The 16,326-nt window shown below is 72.1% G+C and carries 16 protein-coding genes; 10 read left to right on the top strand and 6 right to left on the bottom strand.

The genetic code is table 11. The annotated features are described in order from the left end of the window. The first annotated feature begins 6 nt into the window (after positions 1-6). The 7 genes from OIE75_RS39645 to OIE75_RS39615 are packed head-to-tail and all read left to right on the top strand — an operon-like array spanning position 7 to position 7,733. Complete coding sequence (locus tag OIE75_RS39645) at positions 7-1,041, top strand: NAD-dependent epimerase/dehydratase family protein (RefSeq protein WP_307017278.1); 1,035 nt, start codon at positions 7-9, stop codon at positions 1,039-1,041. After that, positions 1,038-2,336 (top strand): DUF4910 domain-containing protein, encoded by a 1,299-nt coding sequence (locus OIE75_RS39640; protein ID WP_329473830.1) that lies wholly within the window; start codon positions 1,038-1,040, stop codon positions 2,334-2,336. The genes OIE75_RS39645 and OIE75_RS39640 overlap by 4 nt, the downstream gene beginning before the upstream one ends. Next, positions 2,333-3,664, top strand: a complete 1,332-nt coding sequence (locus tag OIE75_RS39635; protein ID WP_373463050.1) for a hypothetical protein — start codon at positions 2,333-2,335, stop codon at positions 3,662-3,664. The genes OIE75_RS39640 and OIE75_RS39635 overlap by 4 nt, the downstream gene beginning before the upstream one ends. Further along, positions 3,661-4,608: a glycosyltransferase family 2 protein gene (locus tag OIE75_RS39630; RefSeq protein WP_329473829.1), complete on the top strand. Its 948-nt coding sequence runs from the start codon at positions 3,661-3,663 to the stop codon at positions 4,606-4,608. The genes OIE75_RS39635 and OIE75_RS39630 overlap by 4 nt, the downstream gene beginning before the upstream one ends. Beyond that, positions 4,605-5,843, top strand: a complete 1,239-nt coding sequence (locus tag OIE75_RS39625) for a polysaccharide pyruvyl transferase family protein (protein WP_329473828.1) — start codon at positions 4,605-4,607, stop codon at positions 5,841-5,843. Before OIE75_RS39630 ends, OIE75_RS39625 begins: the two co-directional genes overlap by 4 nt. Next, entirely contained in the window at positions 5,840-6,391 is a 552-nt protein-coding gene (locus tag OIE75_RS39620) for a dTDP-4-dehydrorhamnose 3,5-epimerase family protein (protein WP_307017268.1), read from the top strand. The genes OIE75_RS39625 and OIE75_RS39620 overlap by 4 nt, the downstream gene beginning before the upstream one ends. A gap of 7 nt (positions 6,392-6,398) precedes the next feature. Then, a complete protein-coding gene (locus OIE75_RS39615; RefSeq protein ID WP_329473827.1) occupies positions 6,399-7,733 on the top strand; it encodes a glutamate-1-semialdehyde 2,1-aminomutase in 1,335 nt (444 codons plus the stop codon). A 7-nt stretch (positions 7,734-7,740) separates the two neighbouring features. Here the strand turns inward: OIE75_RS39615 and OIE75_RS39610 are convergent, their stop codons facing one another. The 3 genes from OIE75_RS39610 to OIE75_RS39600 form a co-directional block, all read right to left on the bottom strand. Beyond that, positions 7,741-8,421, bottom strand: a complete 681-nt coding sequence (locus OIE75_RS39610; RefSeq protein ID WP_443078433.1) for a phosphatase PAP2 family protein — start codon at positions 8,419-8,421, stop codon at positions 7,741-7,743. A 117-nt stretch (positions 8,422-8,538) separates the two neighbouring features. Then, the gene (locus OIE75_RS39605) at positions 8,539-9,675 is read right to left on the bottom strand and encodes a PQQ-dependent sugar dehydrogenase (RefSeq protein ID WP_329474163.1); all 1,137 of its coding nucleotides are present in this window, start codon (positions 9,673-9,675) and stop codon (positions 8,539-8,541) included. A gap of 200 nt (positions 9,676-9,875) precedes the next feature. Then, positions 9,876-10,733, bottom strand: a complete 858-nt coding sequence (locus OIE75_RS39600) for an aldo/keto reductase (protein ID WP_329473824.1) — start codon at positions 10,731-10,733, stop codon at positions 9,876-9,878. 149 nt (positions 10,734-10,882) lie between these two features. Here OIE75_RS39600 and OIE75_RS39595 point away from each other — a divergent pair, with 149 nt between their 5' ends. Next, positions 10,883-11,455, top strand: coding sequence for a snapalysin family zinc-dependent metalloprotease (locus OIE75_RS39595; RefSeq protein WP_329473823.1), 573 nt, complete (start codon positions 10,883-10,885; stop codon positions 11,453-11,455). Positions 11,456-11,508: 53 nt separating this feature from the next. Here OIE75_RS39595 and OIE75_RS39590 read toward each other — a convergent pair whose 3' ends face one another. The 3 genes from OIE75_RS39590 to OIE75_RS39580 are packed head-to-tail and all read right to left on the bottom strand — an operon-like array spanning position 11,509 to position 14,329. After that, complete coding sequence (locus tag OIE75_RS39590) at positions 11,509-12,519, bottom strand: ABC transporter substrate-binding protein (RefSeq protein WP_329473822.1); 1,011 nt, start codon at positions 12,517-12,519, stop codon at positions 11,509-11,511. A 15-nt stretch (positions 12,520-12,534) separates the two neighbouring features. Beyond that, positions 12,535-13,308 carry an ABC transporter ATP-binding protein gene (locus OIE75_RS39585; protein ID WP_329473821.1) on the bottom strand — a complete coding sequence of 258 codons (774 nt, stop codon included), beginning with the start codon at positions 13,306-13,308 and terminating at the stop codon, positions 12,535-12,537. A gap of 1 nt (position 13,309) precedes the next feature. After that, on the bottom strand, positions 13,310-14,329 hold the full coding sequence (locus OIE75_RS39580; RefSeq protein ID WP_307018307.1) for a FecCD family ABC transporter permease: 1,020 nt from the start codon (positions 14,327-14,329) through the stop codon (positions 13,310-13,312). Positions 14,330-14,592: 263 nt separating this feature from the next. Here OIE75_RS39580 and OIE75_RS39575 point away from each other — a divergent pair, with 263 nt between their 5' ends. Together OIE75_RS39575 and OIE75_RS39570 are read left to right on the top strand one after the other, a co-directional pair. Then, positions 14,593-15,312, top strand: a complete 720-nt coding sequence (locus tag OIE75_RS39575; RefSeq protein ID WP_329473820.1) for a GntR family transcriptional regulator — start codon at positions 14,593-14,595, stop codon at positions 15,310-15,312. Then, positions 15,309-16,301, top strand: a complete 993-nt coding sequence (locus OIE75_RS39570; protein WP_307017252.1) for an ADP-ribosylglycohydrolase family protein — start codon at positions 15,309-15,311, stop codon at positions 16,299-16,301. The genes OIE75_RS39575 and OIE75_RS39570 overlap by 4 nt, the downstream gene beginning before the upstream one ends. Positions 16,302-16,326: the final 25 nt, after the last annotated feature.

Here is a 16,326-nt window from a genome sequence, read left to right as displayed (position 1 = left end):
ACAACCTTGCGCGTACTGCTGACCGGACACCAGGGCTATCTGGGCACCGTGATGGCGCCCGTCCTCACGGCCGCCGGGCACGAGGTCGTCGGTCTCGACGCCGGCCTGTTCGCCGACTGCCTGCTGGGCCCGTCGCCCGAGGACCCGCCCGGGCACCGGGTCGACCTGCGTGACGTCACGGCGGAGCACGTGAGCGGGGTGGACGCCGTGATCCACCTGGCCGCGCTCTCCAACGACCCGCTGGGCTCCCTGGCGCCGGAGCTGACGTACGACATCAACCACCACGCGTCCGTGCGGCTGGCCCGGCTGGCCCGCGACGCCGGGGTGCGGCGCTTCCTGTACGCGTCGACCTGCTCGGTCTACGGCGCCGCGGGCGACCCCGACTTGTCGAACTTGGTGGCCGAGGACGCCCCGCTGCGCCCGGTGACGCCGTACGCGGAGTCCAAGGTGCGGGTGGAGGACGACCTGCACGCGCTGTCCGACGGTGACTTCAGCCCGGTGTACATGCGCAACGCCACCGCCTTCGGCCATTCGCCCCGGCTGCGCGCCGACATCGTGCTGAACAACCTGGTGGGCCACGCGCTCCTGTCCGGTGAGGTGCTGGTGCTCTCGGACGGCACCCCCTGGCGTCCGCTGGTGCACGCCGTGGACATCGCCCGGGCCTTCACGGCCGCGCTGACCGCGCCTCGGGAGGCGGTGCACGACCGGGCGTTCAACATCGGCAGCGAGGTCAACAACGTCACGGTCGCCGAGATCGCCGAGCAGGTCGCGGCGGCGGTGCCGGACTCACGCGTGGTGATCACCGGGGAGACCGGTGCCGATCCGCGGTCGTACCGGGTGGACTTCTCCCGGTTCCGCGCCGCGGTGCCCGGCTTCGACTGCGAGTGGACGGTGAAGCAGGGCGCGCTCGAACTCGCCGACGCCTACCGGAAACACGGGCTGACCCGGGAGGACTTCGAGCGCCGCTTCACCCGGCTGGCCGTGCTGCGTGCGGCCTCCGCCGCCGGCTCCGTGGACGACACCCTGCGGTGGCGCGGATGACGACGGCCGGCGCACAGCCGGTGACGGCGGCCGGTGAGCGGATGCACGCGCTGGTGGAGCGGATGTATCCGCTGTGCCGGAGCATCACGGGCGACGGGGTGCGGGCCACCTTGGAGATCGTGGACGAGTACCTGCCGCTGCGGGTGCACGAGGTGCCGACCGGGACGCAGGTGCTCGACTGGACGGTGCCGCAGGAGTGGAACATCCGCGACGCGTACATCGCCGACGCGCACGGCAACCGGGTCGTCGACTTCGCCGCGTCCAGCCTGCACGTGCTCGGCTACAGCGTCCCGGTGTCGGCGACGATGCCGCTCGCCGAACTGCGCGCGCACCTGCACACCCTGCCGGACCGCCCGGCCTGGGTGCCGTACCGCACCAGCTACTACGAGCCGGACTGGGGTTTCTGCCTGGCCCAGGACACCCTGGACGCGCTGCCGGACGGCGACTACGAGGTCCGGATCGACTCCACCCTCGCGGACGGCCACCTCACCTACGCCGAGCACGTGGTCCCCGGGCAGGTTCCCGACGAGGTGATCGTCTCCTGCCACGTCTGCCACCCGTCGCTGGCCAACGACAACCTGGCCGGCATCGCGGTGGCGACGTTCCTGGCGCGGGAGCTGGCGGAACGGACGCCGTACTACACGTACCGGTTCCTGTTCGCGCCCGGCACCATCGGGGCCATCACCTGGCTGGCCCGCAACGCGGAGCGTGTGGAACGGGTCAAGCACGGCCTGGTGCTGGCCTGCGCGGGCGACCGGGGCCAGCTGACCTACAAACGGAGCAGGCGCGGTGACGCGGGCATCGACCGGGTGATGCGGCACGTGCTGGAGGTCTCCGAACGCCCGCACCACGTCACCGAGTTCACCCCGTACGGCTACGACGAGCGTCAGTTCTGCTCGCCCGGCTTCGACCTCGGCGTGGGCTCGCTCACCCGCACCCCGTACGCCGGCTACCCCGAGTACCACACCTCGGCGGACAACCTGGACTTCGTCTCCCCCCGGGCGATGGAGGACACGCTCGCCGTCTGCCGTGAGGCGTTCGCCGTGCTGGACCGCGACCGGCGGTACGTCAACCTCAGCCCCTACGGCGAACCACAGCTGGGGCGGCGCGGGTTGTACGACTCGCTCGGCGGCCGCAGTGACGCCAAGCAGGCCCAGATGGCCATGCTCTGGGTGCTCAGCCTCTCCGACGGCGAGCACGGTCTGCTGGACATCGCCGAGCGGTCCGGGCTCCCGTTCGACACCGTCGCCGACGCGGCCGACGCCCTGCACGGCGCAGGGCTGCTCAAGGCATGACGCCCATGACCACCGGAGGGAAGAAGACGACGACGGCCTCGGCGGACGAGGCCGGACCCGCCCGGCGCAGCGGCACGCGGGCCATGGCGGGCATGGCCGGCCGGCTGTCCTGGGGACTGGCCGACCAGGCGGCCTCCAGCATCTCCAACTTCGCGGTGGGGATCTACGTGGCCCGCTCGCTGGGGCTGACCGCGTTCGGCGTGTTCAGCCTGGCCTGGGTGACGTACGGCGTGGTGCTCAGCGTCTCGCGCGGGCTGGCCACCGACCCGCTCGTGGTGCGCTTCAGCGGTGTGCCGGAGGCGTCCTGGCGCGGGGCGGTGGCCCGGTCGTCGGGCACCGCGCTCGGCGTCGGTACCGCCGTCGGCGCGGTGTGTCTGGTGGTCGGCCTGGGTATGGGCGGCCGGGTGGGGCCCGCGTTCGCCGGCCTCGGCCTCATGCTGCCGGGGCTGCTGCTGCAGGACGCCTGGCGGTACTCGTTCTTCGCCGCCGGTCAGGGGCGCAAGGCGTTCGTGAACGACGTCGTCTGGGGTGTCGCGCTCGTCCCCGCCATGGTGGTGGCGGCCCGTGTGGGCAGCGTGACCGCATTCGTGGTCGCGTGGGGCACGTCCGCCGCGGTGGCCGCCGTGTACGGCTGCTTCCAGTCCGGCATCCGGCCCAGGTTCGGCGGGGCGCGCGACTGGCTGCGCGACCACCGAGACCTCGGTTACCGGTACCTGGTCGAGAACGTCGGTGTCAGCGGCTCCAGCCAGCTGCGGGCGTACGGGCTCGGCGTGATCGTCGGCGTCGGCGCGGTGGGGGTGATCCGGGGAGCCGAACTGCTGCTCGGCCCCTTCCTCGCGGTACTGATGGGGCTGTCGCTGGTCACCGTGGCGGAGGCGGCCCGGGTACTGCGGGAGGCCCCGCGGCGGCTGGGCAGGTTCTGCCTCCTCCTGGGCGGCGGGCAGGCCGTCGGCGCACTGCTCTGGGGCGCGGCGCTGCTGCTGGTCCCGGACCGGCTCGGCGAGCTGGTACTCGGTGATGTCTGGTACGCCGCGTCGGCCATCGTCGTGCCGGTCACGCTCGGTGTCGCGGGCGCCGGCCTCGGCACCGGCGCGGCGGCCGGGCTGCGCGCGCTGGCCGCGGCCCGGCGCAGCCTGCGCTGCCAGCTGTTCGCCTCCGTCTGCTACGTCGGCGGAGGGCTCGGTGGTGCCTTCGCGGCCGGCACGGCCGGTTCCGCCTGGGGCGTCGCCACCGCCGCCGCCTGCGGCTCCGCCGTCTGGTGGCTGCAACTGCGGGCCGCCCTGCGCGAGCGCCACCACCATTCCATCCGTGAAGTGAGGACGCCATGACCGCCCATCCCCGGCTGAGCATCGGCCTGCCCGTGTACAACGGCGAGGAGTACCTCGCCGAGGCGTTCGACGCCCTGCTCGGCCAGACCTACGAGGACTTCGAGCTGGTCGTCTCCGACAACGCCTCGACCGACGGCACCCGGGACATCTGCCGCCGGTACGCCGCGCGGGACTCACGGATCCGGTACCTCAGGCTGCCCAGGAACATCGGCGCCGCGCCCAATCACAACTACGTGTTCACCGAGTGCCGGGGCGAGCTGTTCAAATGGGCCTCGCACGACGACCTGTACGCCCGGGACCTGCTGCGGCGGTGCGTGCAGGCGCTGGACGAGCGGCCGGACGTGATCCTGGCGCACAGCGGCCAGGCGGTCGTGGACGGCGACGGCGAGGTGAAGGTCCCCTACGAGTACGGGCTCGCGACCGACTCGCCGCACGCGCCGGAGCGCTTCCGCAGTCTGCTGTTCGAGCCCGGCGGCGACGACTTCTACGGGGTGATGCGGGCCGACGTGCTGCGCCGGGTGAAACCGCACGACAGCTACCACCACGCGGACCGCACCTTCGTCGCCGAGATCACCCTGCACGGCCCCTTCCACCAGGTCCCGGAGCTGCTGTACTTCCGCCGCGACCACCCCACCCGCGCCGAGCGGGCGAACCCGGGCAAGCGCGCCCGGTGCGTCAACCTGGACCCGCGCCGGGCGGGCCCGCTGCACCCGACGCCCCGGCTGCTCGCCGAGTACCTCTGGGGCTTCGTCGCGGCGATCCGGCGGGCGCCGTTGTCGGCCGGGGACCGGCGCGCGTGCTACCGCCACCTCGCCGCGTGGATGACCAGCCGGGCCCGGCCCGGTGCCGGTGAGCGGGTCGAGGACCGCGCGCCGGTCGACCCGGGCCGGCTCACCGTCTCCGTCGACGCGCTCGTCGCCGGCCGCGAGGGGAGGCAGGCATGACCGCCCCGCACGAAACGCCGGTGCGCGTCGGGCTGTTCGGGCTGCTCGGCTCCGGCAACGTCGGCAACGACGGATCCCTCGAGGCGGCGCTCGGGTACCTCCGCGCAGAGCACCCGGAGGCCGTCGTGGACGCGCTGTGCGGCGGACCCGAGGACGTCGAGAGGCGATACGGGATCCCCGCGACGCGGCTGAACTGGTACAGCGGCGAGTACCGGACCGCCTCGCGGGCCGGCGCGATCGCGGCCAAGGGGCTCGGCAAACTCGTCGACGCCGCCCGCACCGCCGTCTGGGTGCGCCGGCACGACGTGGTGATCGTGCCCGGCACGGGCGTCCTGGAGGCCACACTGCCCCTGCGGCCGTGGGGTTTCCCGTACTCGCTGTTCCTGCTCTGCGCGACCGGGCGGCTGCTCCGCACCCGGGTCGCGCTGGTCAGCGTGGGCGCGGCCACGATCGGCCGGCGGCCGACCCGGGTCCTGACGCGCTGGTCGGCACGGCTGGCCGCGTACCGGTCGTTCCGGGACGACATGTCCCGTGACGCGATGCGGGCGATGGGCGTGGACACCGCCCGCGACGAGGTCTACGAAGACCTCGCGTTCGCCCTGCCGACACCGGCGACGGGCGTGCCCTCGGCTCCGCCGGGCACGGTCTGCGTCGGTGTCATGGCCTTCTACGGCGGCAACGACGACCGTGCCAGGGCCGACGAGATCCACCGGCGCTACCTCGACGGGACGACCCGGTTCGTCAGGGCGCTCGTCGCGGAGGGCAGACCGGTCCGCCTGATCACCGGCGACGAGCTCGACCGGCCCGTGGCCGACGGGATCGTCGACGCGGTGGACTCGCCGTTGGTCACCGTCGCCGAGACGGCCTCGCTCGCCGACCTGATGAAGGAGACGGCGGCCGCCGACACCGTGGTGGCGACCCGGTACCACAACCTGGTCTGCGCGCTGAAGGTCGGGACGCCGACGCTCGCGCTCAGCTACTCGGCCAAGAGCGACGCCCTGATGGCTCGCATGGGGCTGGCCCCGTACTGCCACCCGGCCCGTGAGGTCGACGCCGAGCATCTGCTGGAACGGTTCCGGGAGTTGGAGAAGCGCTCGGCGGAGCTGCGGCTGACCCTCGCCGAGCGGAACGAGGCCGCCGTCCGGCGGTTGGAGCGGCAGTTCACCGTCCTGACCTCGACCCTGTTCCGCTCGGCCGGCAACGCCGACGCCCCCGCCCGACAGGAGACTTCATGAAGGCGACCGCGGTCCCGGAGATCACCGGCGCGTACCTCTTCGAGCCGGTGCCGTACGCCGACGAGCGCGGCTTCTTCTGCCGCACCTTCGACGCCGACGTGGTCCGCTCGGTGGGCCTCGACCCGGACGCCTTCGTCCAGGACAGCGTGTCCCGCTCGGTCCGGGGCGTGCTGCGCGGGATGCACCTGCGCTCGGGTGCCGGAGAGGCCAAGCTGGTGCGGTGCTCGTACGGGCGGATCTTCGACGTCGTGGTCGACCTGCGGCCCGGCTCCCCGACCTACCGCAACGTGGCCACCTTCGAACTGTCCGGCGAGACGCAGATGACCCTGTACATCCCGGCGGGGTGCGCGCACGGCTTCCAGGCGTTGACCGAGACCGCCGACACCTCCTACCGGATCGACCGCCCGCACGATCCGGCCGAGGACGTCACGATCGCCTTCGACGACCCCGAACTCGCCGTCCCCTGGCCACTGCCGCCCATGTCGATGTCCCAGCGGGACCGGGAGGCGCCGAGCCTCGCCCAGGTCCTGAAGCAGAGAGAGGGCTGAAGTACGCGTGGACACCCAAGAGTCCGGAGGTTTCCTCCTGCCCCGGTCGCGGCAGGCCAACGAGCGGCTGCACGCCATGATTCCCGGGGGCGCGCACACCTACGCCAAGGGCGACGACCAGTACCCCGACGACCTGGCCCCGGTCATCAGCCACGGCCGCGGTGCCCACGTGTGGGACGTCGACGGCAACCGCTACGTCGAATACGGCTCCGGCCTGCGGTCGGTGAGCCTCGGGCACGCGCACCCGCGGGTGGTCGAGGCGGTACGGCGCGAACTCGACCGCGGCAGCAACTTCGTCCGGCCGTCCGTCGTGGAGGTCGAGGCCGCGGAACGCTTCCTGGCCACCGTGCCGACCGCGGAGATGGTGAAGTTCGCGAAGAACGGCTCCGACGTCACCACCGCCGCGGTACGTCTCGCCCGCGCCGTCACCGGGCGCGCACGAGTCGCCATCTGCGGCGACCATCCCTTCTACTCCGTCGACGACTGGTTCATCGGCACCACGCCCATGTCCGCCGGTGTTCCGGCGGCGACCACCGACCTCACCGTGGCGTTCCCGTACGGCGACCTGGCCGCGACCGAGGAACTGCTCACCCGGTACCGGGACGAGGTCGCCTGCCTGATCCTCGAACCGGCCACCCACACCGAGCCGCCGCCCGGGTACCTCGCCGGTCTGCGCGAACTGGCCGACCGGCACGGCTGCGTGCTGGTCTTCGACGAGATGATCACCGGCTTCCGCTGGTCCGAGGCGGGCGCCCAGAGCCTGTACGGCGTCGTCCCCGACCTCTCCACCTTCGGCAAGGCGCTGGGCAACGGATGCGCCGTCTCCGCGCTGGCCGGGCGCCGCGATCTGATGGAGTGGGGCGGGCTGCGTCACTCCGGCGACCGGGTGTTCCTGCTGTCCACCACGCACGGGGCCGAAACGCACTCGCTGGCGGCCGCGATGGCCGTGCAGACCACCTACGTCGAGGAGGACGTCACCGCCCGGCTGCACGCGCTCGGCGAGCGGCTCGCCGCCGGTGTCCGCGACGCCGCGGCCGGCATGGGCGTGTCCGACCACGTCGTCGTCCGGGGCCGGGCCAGCAACCTGGTCTTCGCCACCCTCGACGAGAACCGTCGGCCGTCGCAGCGGTACCGCACCCTGTTCCTGCGCCGGCTCCTCGCGGGCGGTGTGCTGGCCCCGTCGTTGGTGGTGAGCGACGCGCTCAGTGACGCCGACATCGATCACACCGTCGACGTGGTGGCGCAGGCGTGTGCGGTGTACCGGAAGGCGCTGGACGCGGGTGATCCCACACCGTGGATGGGGGGACGACCGGTGAAGCCGGTGTTCCGGCGTTCGGTGTGACGTGGCGTCAGCGGCGCTCCGGCCGAGGGGCGTCGGACATCCGGCCGGCCAGCCTGTCGGCCGTCCGGTCGACCATCCACGCGGTGGCCGGTGTCACCGCCAGCGCGGTGCACCAGCCGCCGAGCGCGTCCGTCGGGTAGTGCGCGCCCAGGGCGACCTGCGCCCAGCCCATCGCGGCGCCCGCCACCGTCGCCGTGGCAAGCACGAGCGACGGGCCGGCCGCGCCGCCGAGCCGGAGCCGGCCGGTCACGAGCAGCGCCACCGCGAGGGCGAACGCGGTGAGGAAAGCGGTGTGCCCGCTCGGGTAGGAGAGGTGACCGTCGTGGATGGTGCGTCCCACCAAGGGCTTGAGAAACTTCGTCGCCACCACGGTCAGGCCGGGACCGGCCACGACGAGCACCGCCGCACGAGGCCACCGAAGCAGCAGGGCGGCCGCCCCCGCGGCCACCACCAGCATCGCCGCTCCCCCGGGCTCCCCCAGGAAGTCCGTGGCCAGGGCGACGTGCCGCCACGACGCCCCCGCACCGTCCACCGCCGCCCCGACCCGCGCGTCCACCACCCCGGGCCCGCCGGCACCGCCATAGAGAATCCCGAGCGCGACGACCACCAGCCCGGCGAGGGCCGCGATCGCCCCCCACCACACGCGGGGACCCGTTGGAAGCACCGCGCGCTCCCGCGCACCGGTCACAGGCGCGCCCACTCAACGGGGGCGTCGGACGACGCGGTCGGGCCGCACGACGAGGGTCACTCGCCTACCCTACCCTTGCGAAGTGCGGCCCTTCCGGCGCTCCGTCATTCCCTCATGTCACGCCGGGTCGACTCGCCAGACCGTGCCGCCGATGGCCAGGGCGTACAGCTCGCCGTCGGTGTCCTGGGCGAAGGAGACGACCTCTCCGCCGTTCACACCGAGGTCGTGCTCGGCGGTCACCTTGCCGTTCTCGATCTCCAGGGAGCGCAGGGTGCCGTCGCAGTAGTCGCTGTAGACGTACTGGCCCTCGAGGTCCGTGATGGCCTGGCCGCGGTAGACGTAGCCGCCGGTGACCGAGCAGCCGAGGCCGTTGCGGTCGTACTCGTGGATCGGCGGGACGTGGTTCGCGGGCTCGGTGCCGCCGCGGAAGGGGTGGGTGCCCTCCATCTGCGCCCAGCCGTAGTTCTCGCCGCCCTTGCTGTCCGCGGGCGCCCAGTCGATCTCCTCCCAGGCGCTCTGGCCGACATCGGCGATCAGCAGGTCGCCGGAGCCGGCGTCGAAGGAGAACCGCCAGGGGTTGCGCAGTCCGTACGACCAGATCTCGCTCCTGGCGTTGGAGTCGCCGACGAACGGGTTGTCCTTCGGGACGGCGTACGGGGTGCCGCCCCGCGGGTCGATCCGGAGCAGCTTGCCGAGCAGGGTGTCGAGCTTCTGCCCGTTGCCGTCGGGGTCGCCGCCGCCTCCGCCGTCACCGAACGCGATGTAGAGGTAGCCGTCGGGACCGAACGTGATGTCGCCGCCGTTGTGGTTCGACTCGGGCTGCTCCTGGGTCAGGACGGTGCGCCGGGTGTCCTCCTGGATCGACCCGCCCTGGACGGCGAACTCGTCGATGGTGCTCGTGCCCTGGAGGTCGGTGTAGGAGATGTAGAAGTGCGCGAAGTCGTCGTCGAAGGTCACGCCGAGCAGGCCGCGTTCGCCGTCGGTGGTGGTCTCGTCGGAGATGTCGAGGACGGGTTCGCCGAGTCCGGCGTCGTTCAGGACCCGGACCGTTCCCGCGCGTTCGGCGATCCAGACCGTGTCGCCGGGTCCCGCGGCACCTGCGGTCGGGTTCGTGGCCCGGGCCACCTCCGTCAGCGCGACCTGCGGGGCGCTCGTGCCGATGGCGGGCTCGTCGGCGTACGCCGTGGCCAGAGCCAGGTATCCGACGAGACCGAGCGTGCCGATGATCGCCGACAATCTGGTGGGAACTTTCACCATGGCCTCCCGGAGGCGGTGAGTGGGGGGAGTTCACCCGTTGCTCGGGGTCGCGGTCGTGGGGCGTCGTCCGAGCCGGCTCGCAACTCGGGTGGGGGGGAAGGTCGTGCCGCCGGCCACCGCCGACCATACGAGCCCGGAGCGCCTAGGCCTAGACCAATGCGCGCCACTTCCGTCACTCGGCTTCCACACCGGTGGCGCTACTGATCCGTTCCCCGGCTCCGAGCGTCTGCGAGGCGGTCGAGGCGATCGCGATGGGCCTGGGACAGGTGGAGGTTCTCGGCGGCGAGGTTCTCCTCCAGGTGGTCGATCCGGGCGGTGCCCGGGATCGGGAGGACGACCGGCGAGTGGCCGAGGAGCCAAGCCAGGGCGAGCTGTGTGGGGGTGGCTCCGACTTCGGCGGCCACGGCGGCGACCTCGGCCCGCTGTCCCGACTCTCCCCAGGCGACGGGGCGCCAGGGCAGGAACGCGGTCCCCGCCGCCTCGCAGGCCGCCAGCACCGGCTCGTGCTCGCGATCGAGCAGGTTGTAGCGGTTCTGCACGCTCGCGATGCCGACGATCCGGCGTGCCTGGTCGAGTTCGCCCACCGTGACCTCGGACAGTCCGATCCGGCCGATCTTCCCCTCGTCCCGCAGCTCCCGGAGCGTGCCGACCTGGTCGGCGAGCGGGGTCTCCGGGTCGATCCGGTGGAGCTGGAGCAACTCGATCCGCTCGACGCGCAGTCGGCGCAGAGCCTGCTCGACCTGGTCGCGCAGAACTGCCGGCCGGCCGTCGAGCCGCCACTCGCCATCGGGGCCCGACCGGGCGACGCCGACCTTGGTGGTGATCAGCAGGTCATCGGGATAGGGGTGGAGGGCCTCGGCCAGGAGTTCCTCGTTGGCTCCGCCGCCGTACAGGTACGCGGTGTCGATCAGGGTGACGCCCAGCTCGACCGCCCGCCGGGTGACCGCGAGCGAGGTCCTGCGGGCCGGGTCCGGGTCCGTCGGCAGGTGCATGGCCCCGAAGCCGAGCCGCCGTACTCGCAGATCCCCGCCGATCAGGAACTCAGTCGAAGTCACGTGCCGCCCGCTCCCCCTCGCTCAGGGCGCCACGCTATCAGCGCGGTTGTTCGACACCGGGCGGAATAGCGGATTGACCGCCGGGTCGAGCGGGCAGGGACGCTGATGATGTCATGAGCACGACTCCTACCCCCACAAGGAGGTCGAACATGCACGTCCGTACGCTGACCGGCGGTATCGCCGCAGCCCTGCTGATGTCCATGCCCCTGCTGAGCGGCCAGGCCGTGGCCGCCGACGCCCCGAGCGGCGCGCGGCCCCTGGCCGCGGCCACGGTGCTCACCTACGACGCGAGCGGTTCCGCGGAGTTCCGGTCGGCCGTCGACCGGGGCGCGGCGATATGGAACGAGAGTGTCGAGGGCGTGGAGATGCGCCCGGCCGCGTCCGGGCAGCGGGCCAACATCCGCATCCTGGCCGACAACGGCTGGCCGCGTGCCTACACCACCTCACTGGGCAACGGCACGGTCTACATCGGACGCCAGGCGGTGGACCAGGGCTACAACACGGTGCGCATCTCGTCCCACGAACTCGGCCACATCCTGGGTCTGCCGGACCGCAAACCCGGGCCGTGCTCCAGCCTGATGTCGGGCTCCACGGCGGGCGTCGCCTGCACGAACCCGTACCCGAACGCGGCGGAGAAGTCCGAGGTCGAGGGCAACTTCGGCAACGCGGCCGCCTCGCCGTCCGAGGCTCCGGCGCGGCTGCCCGTGCTGGTGCGCGACTGACCGACGCGCGACTGCCGTACGGCACCTCGCCGGTGCCGTACGGCATCGCCCGGTCAGTCCGCGAGCCGCCGCAGGTACGCGCCGAACTTCTCCAGACCGTCGATGTTGCGGGGTCCGCTGATGCCCTCGTTGTAGTCGAGGACGAAGAAGTTGTTCTTCCGCACGGCGGGGAGCCCCTTGGTGTGGGGAGACTTCTTCAGGAAGTCGATCTTCTTTTTCGCGGGCAGGTCGCCGTAGTCGAGGATGACGACGACCTCCGGCTCCGATTCGGCGACCGACTCCCAGTTGACCTGGGTCCAGCGCTCGTCGAGTCCGTCGAAGACGTTCCTGCCGCCCGCCGACTTGATGATGTCGTTGGGCGGGACCTGATTGCCCGCGGTGAACGGCTGGTCGGTTCCGGAGTCGTAGAGGAAGACGGGGACCGGGTCATCCGCCGGAGCCTTGGCCTCGACGGCCTCGACGCGCTCCTTGAGGCCGTCGACCACCGTCTTGGCCTTCTCCTCTTTCCGGAAGATCCTGCCCAGCCGTTCGAGGTCGGTGTAGAGGGCCTCGAAGGGGGTGACCTTCTCCGGATACCCGGGATAGTTGAAGCAGCTCTCGGTGTGCATGAAGCTCTGTATGCCGAGCTTGTCCAGGATGGCCGGCGTGATGCCCCGCTCGTCCTTGAATCCGGAGTTCCAGCCCGCGACGACGAAGTCCGACTTGGCCTCGACGACGACCTCCTTGTTGAGCAGGTCGTCGCTGAGCATCTTCACCTTGGCGTACTCGGACGCATACGGGGACTCGCTCACCGGCGGGTTGGCCGGCGGCATGACGTAGCCGTGCACGTGATCGGTCAGGCCGAGGGCGAACAGCTTGTCCGCGCTGCCGGCTTCGTAGGCGACGGCCCGCTCGGGGACCTTGTACCGCACCGGCTCACCGCAGCGCTTGACGGTGACCTCGGCGGACGTCTTGGCGTCCGGTTCGACCTCGGCGCCGCAGCCGCTGAGCACGAGCGCCGCCACCAGGGCGGATCCGAGAGCCGCACGCTGCCGGGTCGGGACGGGGAAGGGACTTCTACGCATGTCGTGTGGCGCCTTTCACCGGGATGAGCCGAGCGAGTAGAGGAGTTGGGGACCGCCCGTGAGCGGGTGCGGGACGATGCTGGCCGTCACGCCGAAGACGTCGCCGACCAGTTCGGTCGTGAGGACGTCCGCGGGCGTGCCCGAGGCGACGAGGCGGCCCCGCGACAGCACGCCGAGGCGGTCGCAGGCCGCCGCGGCCAGGTTGAGGTCGTGCAGGACTACGAGGACGGTGAGGCCGGACCCGCGCAGCAGCGAGAGCAGCTCGACCTGGTGGCGGACGTCGAGGTGGTTGGTCGGTTCGTCCAGGATGAGGATGCTCGGTTCCTGGACGAGGGCGCGGGCCAGCAGGACGCGCTGGCGCTCGCCGCCCGACAGGGTCAGGACTCCCCGCCGTGCGAGGTGACCGATGTCGAGCTGGTGCATCGCGCGCTCGCACAGTTCGCGCTCCCGGCCACTGAGCGCCTGGTTCCCCTGGAGATGGGGCGCGCGACCGAGTGCGACCACCTCCTCGACCGTGAAGTCGAAGTCGACGGCGCCGTCCTGGGTCATCGCCGCGATGGTCCGCGCGCTCTGGCGGAGCGGCAGCCGCGCCAGGTCCCGCTCGCCCACCCAGATGGTTCCGGAGCTGGGACGCAGGGCACGGTACACGCACCGCAGCGCGGTGGACTTGCCACTGCCGTTCGGGCCGACCAGACCCACGACCTGCCCGTCCGGCACGTCCAGGGACAGGCCGCGCACGAGGCTCTTGCCGTCGGTCACGACGGAGAGTCCGTCGAGCCTCAGATCCATGTCAACGCCCCCCGAACGTATAGCCCTTGCGGCGCATCAGGGCGATGAAGACCGGCACGCCCACGAGTGCGGTGATGACGCCGAGCGGCAGCTCCCGGGGGGCCACCACGGTCCGGGCCGCCAGGTCGACCCACACCATGAAGATCGCTCCGGCCAGCGGTGCCACGGCGAGGACGCGGGCGTGGGTGGCGCCGACGAGCATGCGCACCACGTGCGGCATGACGAGTCCGATGAAGGCGATGGCACCGCTGACGGCGACCATGACGCCGGTGACGAGGGAGACGAGTACCAGCAGCCCCTTGCGGTGCCGGTCGGGGCCGACGCCCAGGCTCGCCGCGGTCTCGTCGCCGAGGGCGAGGACGTCCATCACCCGCCCGTACCGGTGGAGGACCAGGAGCCCGGTCGTGACCACCACCGCCACGACGGGCAGCGAGCCCCAGGTCGCGGCGCCGAAGCTGCCCATGGTCCAGTACAGGACCATGCTGGTCGCCTCACTGTCCGGCGCGAAGTAGACGATCAGGCTCATCACGGCCTGGAAACCGAGCGACATGGCCACGCCGGTCAGGACGAGTCGCAGGGGGGAGAGCGCGCCCCGGCTGGCGGACGCGGCGTACACCAGCAGCGAGGCGGCGAGCGCGCCGACGAAGGCTCCGGCGGAGACGGCGTAGATGCCGAGGGCCGCGAGCCCGCCCGTGACCGTTACGGCGACGGCGCCGACGGAGGCGCCCGACGAGACGCCGAGGACGAAGGGGTCGGCCAACGCGTTGCGCACCATGGCCTGGATCGCCACGCCGACCGCGCTGAGCCCGGCCCCGACCAGGGCCGCCAGCAGCACGCGTGGGGTACGGATCTGCCAGATGATCTGGTACGTCGTCACCTCGTCCTGGCCGATGCCGCCGCCGCTGAGCGCCGCCCACAGGTGGCGGGCGGTCTCCCCGGGCGTGATGACCGCGGGTCCCAGGCCGATGGCCACGACGACCGAAGCGAGCAGGAGGGCGGTCAACGCGCCGCAGGCCAGCAGCAGTCCCGTGCGGGAGGCGAGTCGGCCGCCGCCTCCCGCGGCGGGTGCGGGCGAGGGCGCCTCGTCCGCGGTGAACGCGTCGGCGCGCGCCGTCGGTATGGATGTCGAGGGCGGAGGCACGTGGCCTACCTACGCTTTCTTTCGATAATGGGAACCATGTTCAAGTGGGGAATCTAGCACGCCCGATTCCGCGTGATCGCGCCGTTCGGGAAATCCTCGGTCGGCTATGGACCTGACCAGACTTGTTCATTTACTGTTTGGACATGCCTGGACAGGTACACAAACACCATCGCATCGTCCGCGTCCTCTCCGACGAGATCAGGGCCGGAGTCCACTCCGACGGCAGCAGGCTCCCCGGGGAGCACGCGCTCACCCAGCGTTTCGGGGTCAGTCGCACCACTCTGCGGCAGGCGCTGCAAGCCCTCGGGGAGGAAGGGCTCATCGCCACCCATGCCGGGATCGGCTCCTTCGTCACCTTCGAGGGGACGCCGATCGACAACCGGCTCGGCTGGACCAAGGCCCTCGCCGAGCAGGGCACGGAACTCACCTCGGAGACCCTGCGTTTCGAGGAGGTCGACGACCACGAGTTGGCCGCCGAACTCGGAACGGATTCCGGTACGTTCATCGCGCTGGACCGGGTGAGACGACTCGCCGACGGACGGGGCGTGTCGCTGGAGCGCAGCAGGGTCCCGGCCACGGGAGACCTGGCCGGGCTGCCCGAACGCGGCCTCGTCGACGGCTCACTGAGCCGGGCGCTGATCGCCGCGGGCCGGGTCACCGTCTCCGGCGAGGGTGTGGTGTCGGTGCGCGGGCTCGACGCGCCGGACGCCGCTCTGCTGCACCGCTCGCCCGGCGAGTCCTTCCTGCGGCTCACCCAGGTGTACCGAGCGGGCGACGGCTCGGTCGTCGAGCAGGTCACCAGCCTGCTGGATCCCGCCAAATTCGAACTGCACGTGCGCTCGGGCCAGGGAGGCCGACCGTGACCGACCGACTCGACCGCGCCCTCGGCGCCTACTACGGGCTCGCCCTCGGCGACGCTCTCGGCATGCCCACACAGGTGATGTCCCGGGAGGACGTCGTCCGGGTCTACGGCAGGCTCACCGGCTTCCGGCCCGCGCTCCCCGACAACCCGGTCAGCGCCGGCATGCCGGCGGGCTCCGTCACCGACGACACCGACCAGGCCGTCATCGTCGGCCGTCTCATCGCCGAGGGACGCGGCCGGATCGATCCCCTGCGCCTGGCCCACGACCTGCTCGACTGGGAGAAGGAGATGAAGGCCAAGGGCTCCTTCGACCTCCTCGGCCCCTCCACCAAGGCCGCCCTGGACGCGGTGGCCGGCGGTGTTCCGGCGCGGGAGGCGGGCAGGAACGGCACGACGAACGGCGCGGCCATGCGGGTCACGCCGGTCGGCATCGCCTTCGACGTCCAGCCGCTGGACGTCTTCCTGGACCATGTCGTGGAGTCCTGCCAGGTCACCCATGACACGGGGCTCGGCATCGCGGGCGCGGCCGCCGTCGCCGCCGCCGTCAGCACGGGTGTCGGCGGCGGCTCGCTGGACGACGCCGTTGCCGCCGCGGTGGCCGCGGCCCGGGCCGGTGCGCGGCGCGGCCACTGGGTCGCCGGGGCCGACATCGCCGCCCGGATCACCTGGGCACGGGATCTCGTACGGGATCTCCCGGAGGCCGAGGCGCTGGACCGGATCGTCGCGCTCGTCGGCACCAGCGTCGCGAGCCAGGAGTCGGTGCCCGCCGCGTTCGCGGTCCTGGCGGTGGCCGACGGAGATCCCTGGCGGGCCGCCCTGCTCGCCGCCAACCTCGGCGGTGACAGTGACACCATCGGCGCGATCGCCGGTGCCGTCGCCGGGTCCGTCGCCGGGCTCTCCGGGCTGCCCGCCGAGGCCGTGGACACGCTGCGGTCCGTCAACTCCCTGGAACTCGAACCCCTGACCACACGGCTGCTCGCACTCCGCTGAGCCGCCGCGCACGCCCCGCCCCTCC

Source organism: Streptomyces sp. NBC_01723, assembly GCF_036246005.1.
GTDB lineage: Bacteria > Actinomycetota > Actinomycetes > Streptomycetales > Streptomycetaceae > Streptomyces.
The sequence above is the reverse complement of the archived record's forward strand: the minus strand, read 5'-3'. Positions and strand labels throughout refer to the sequence as shown.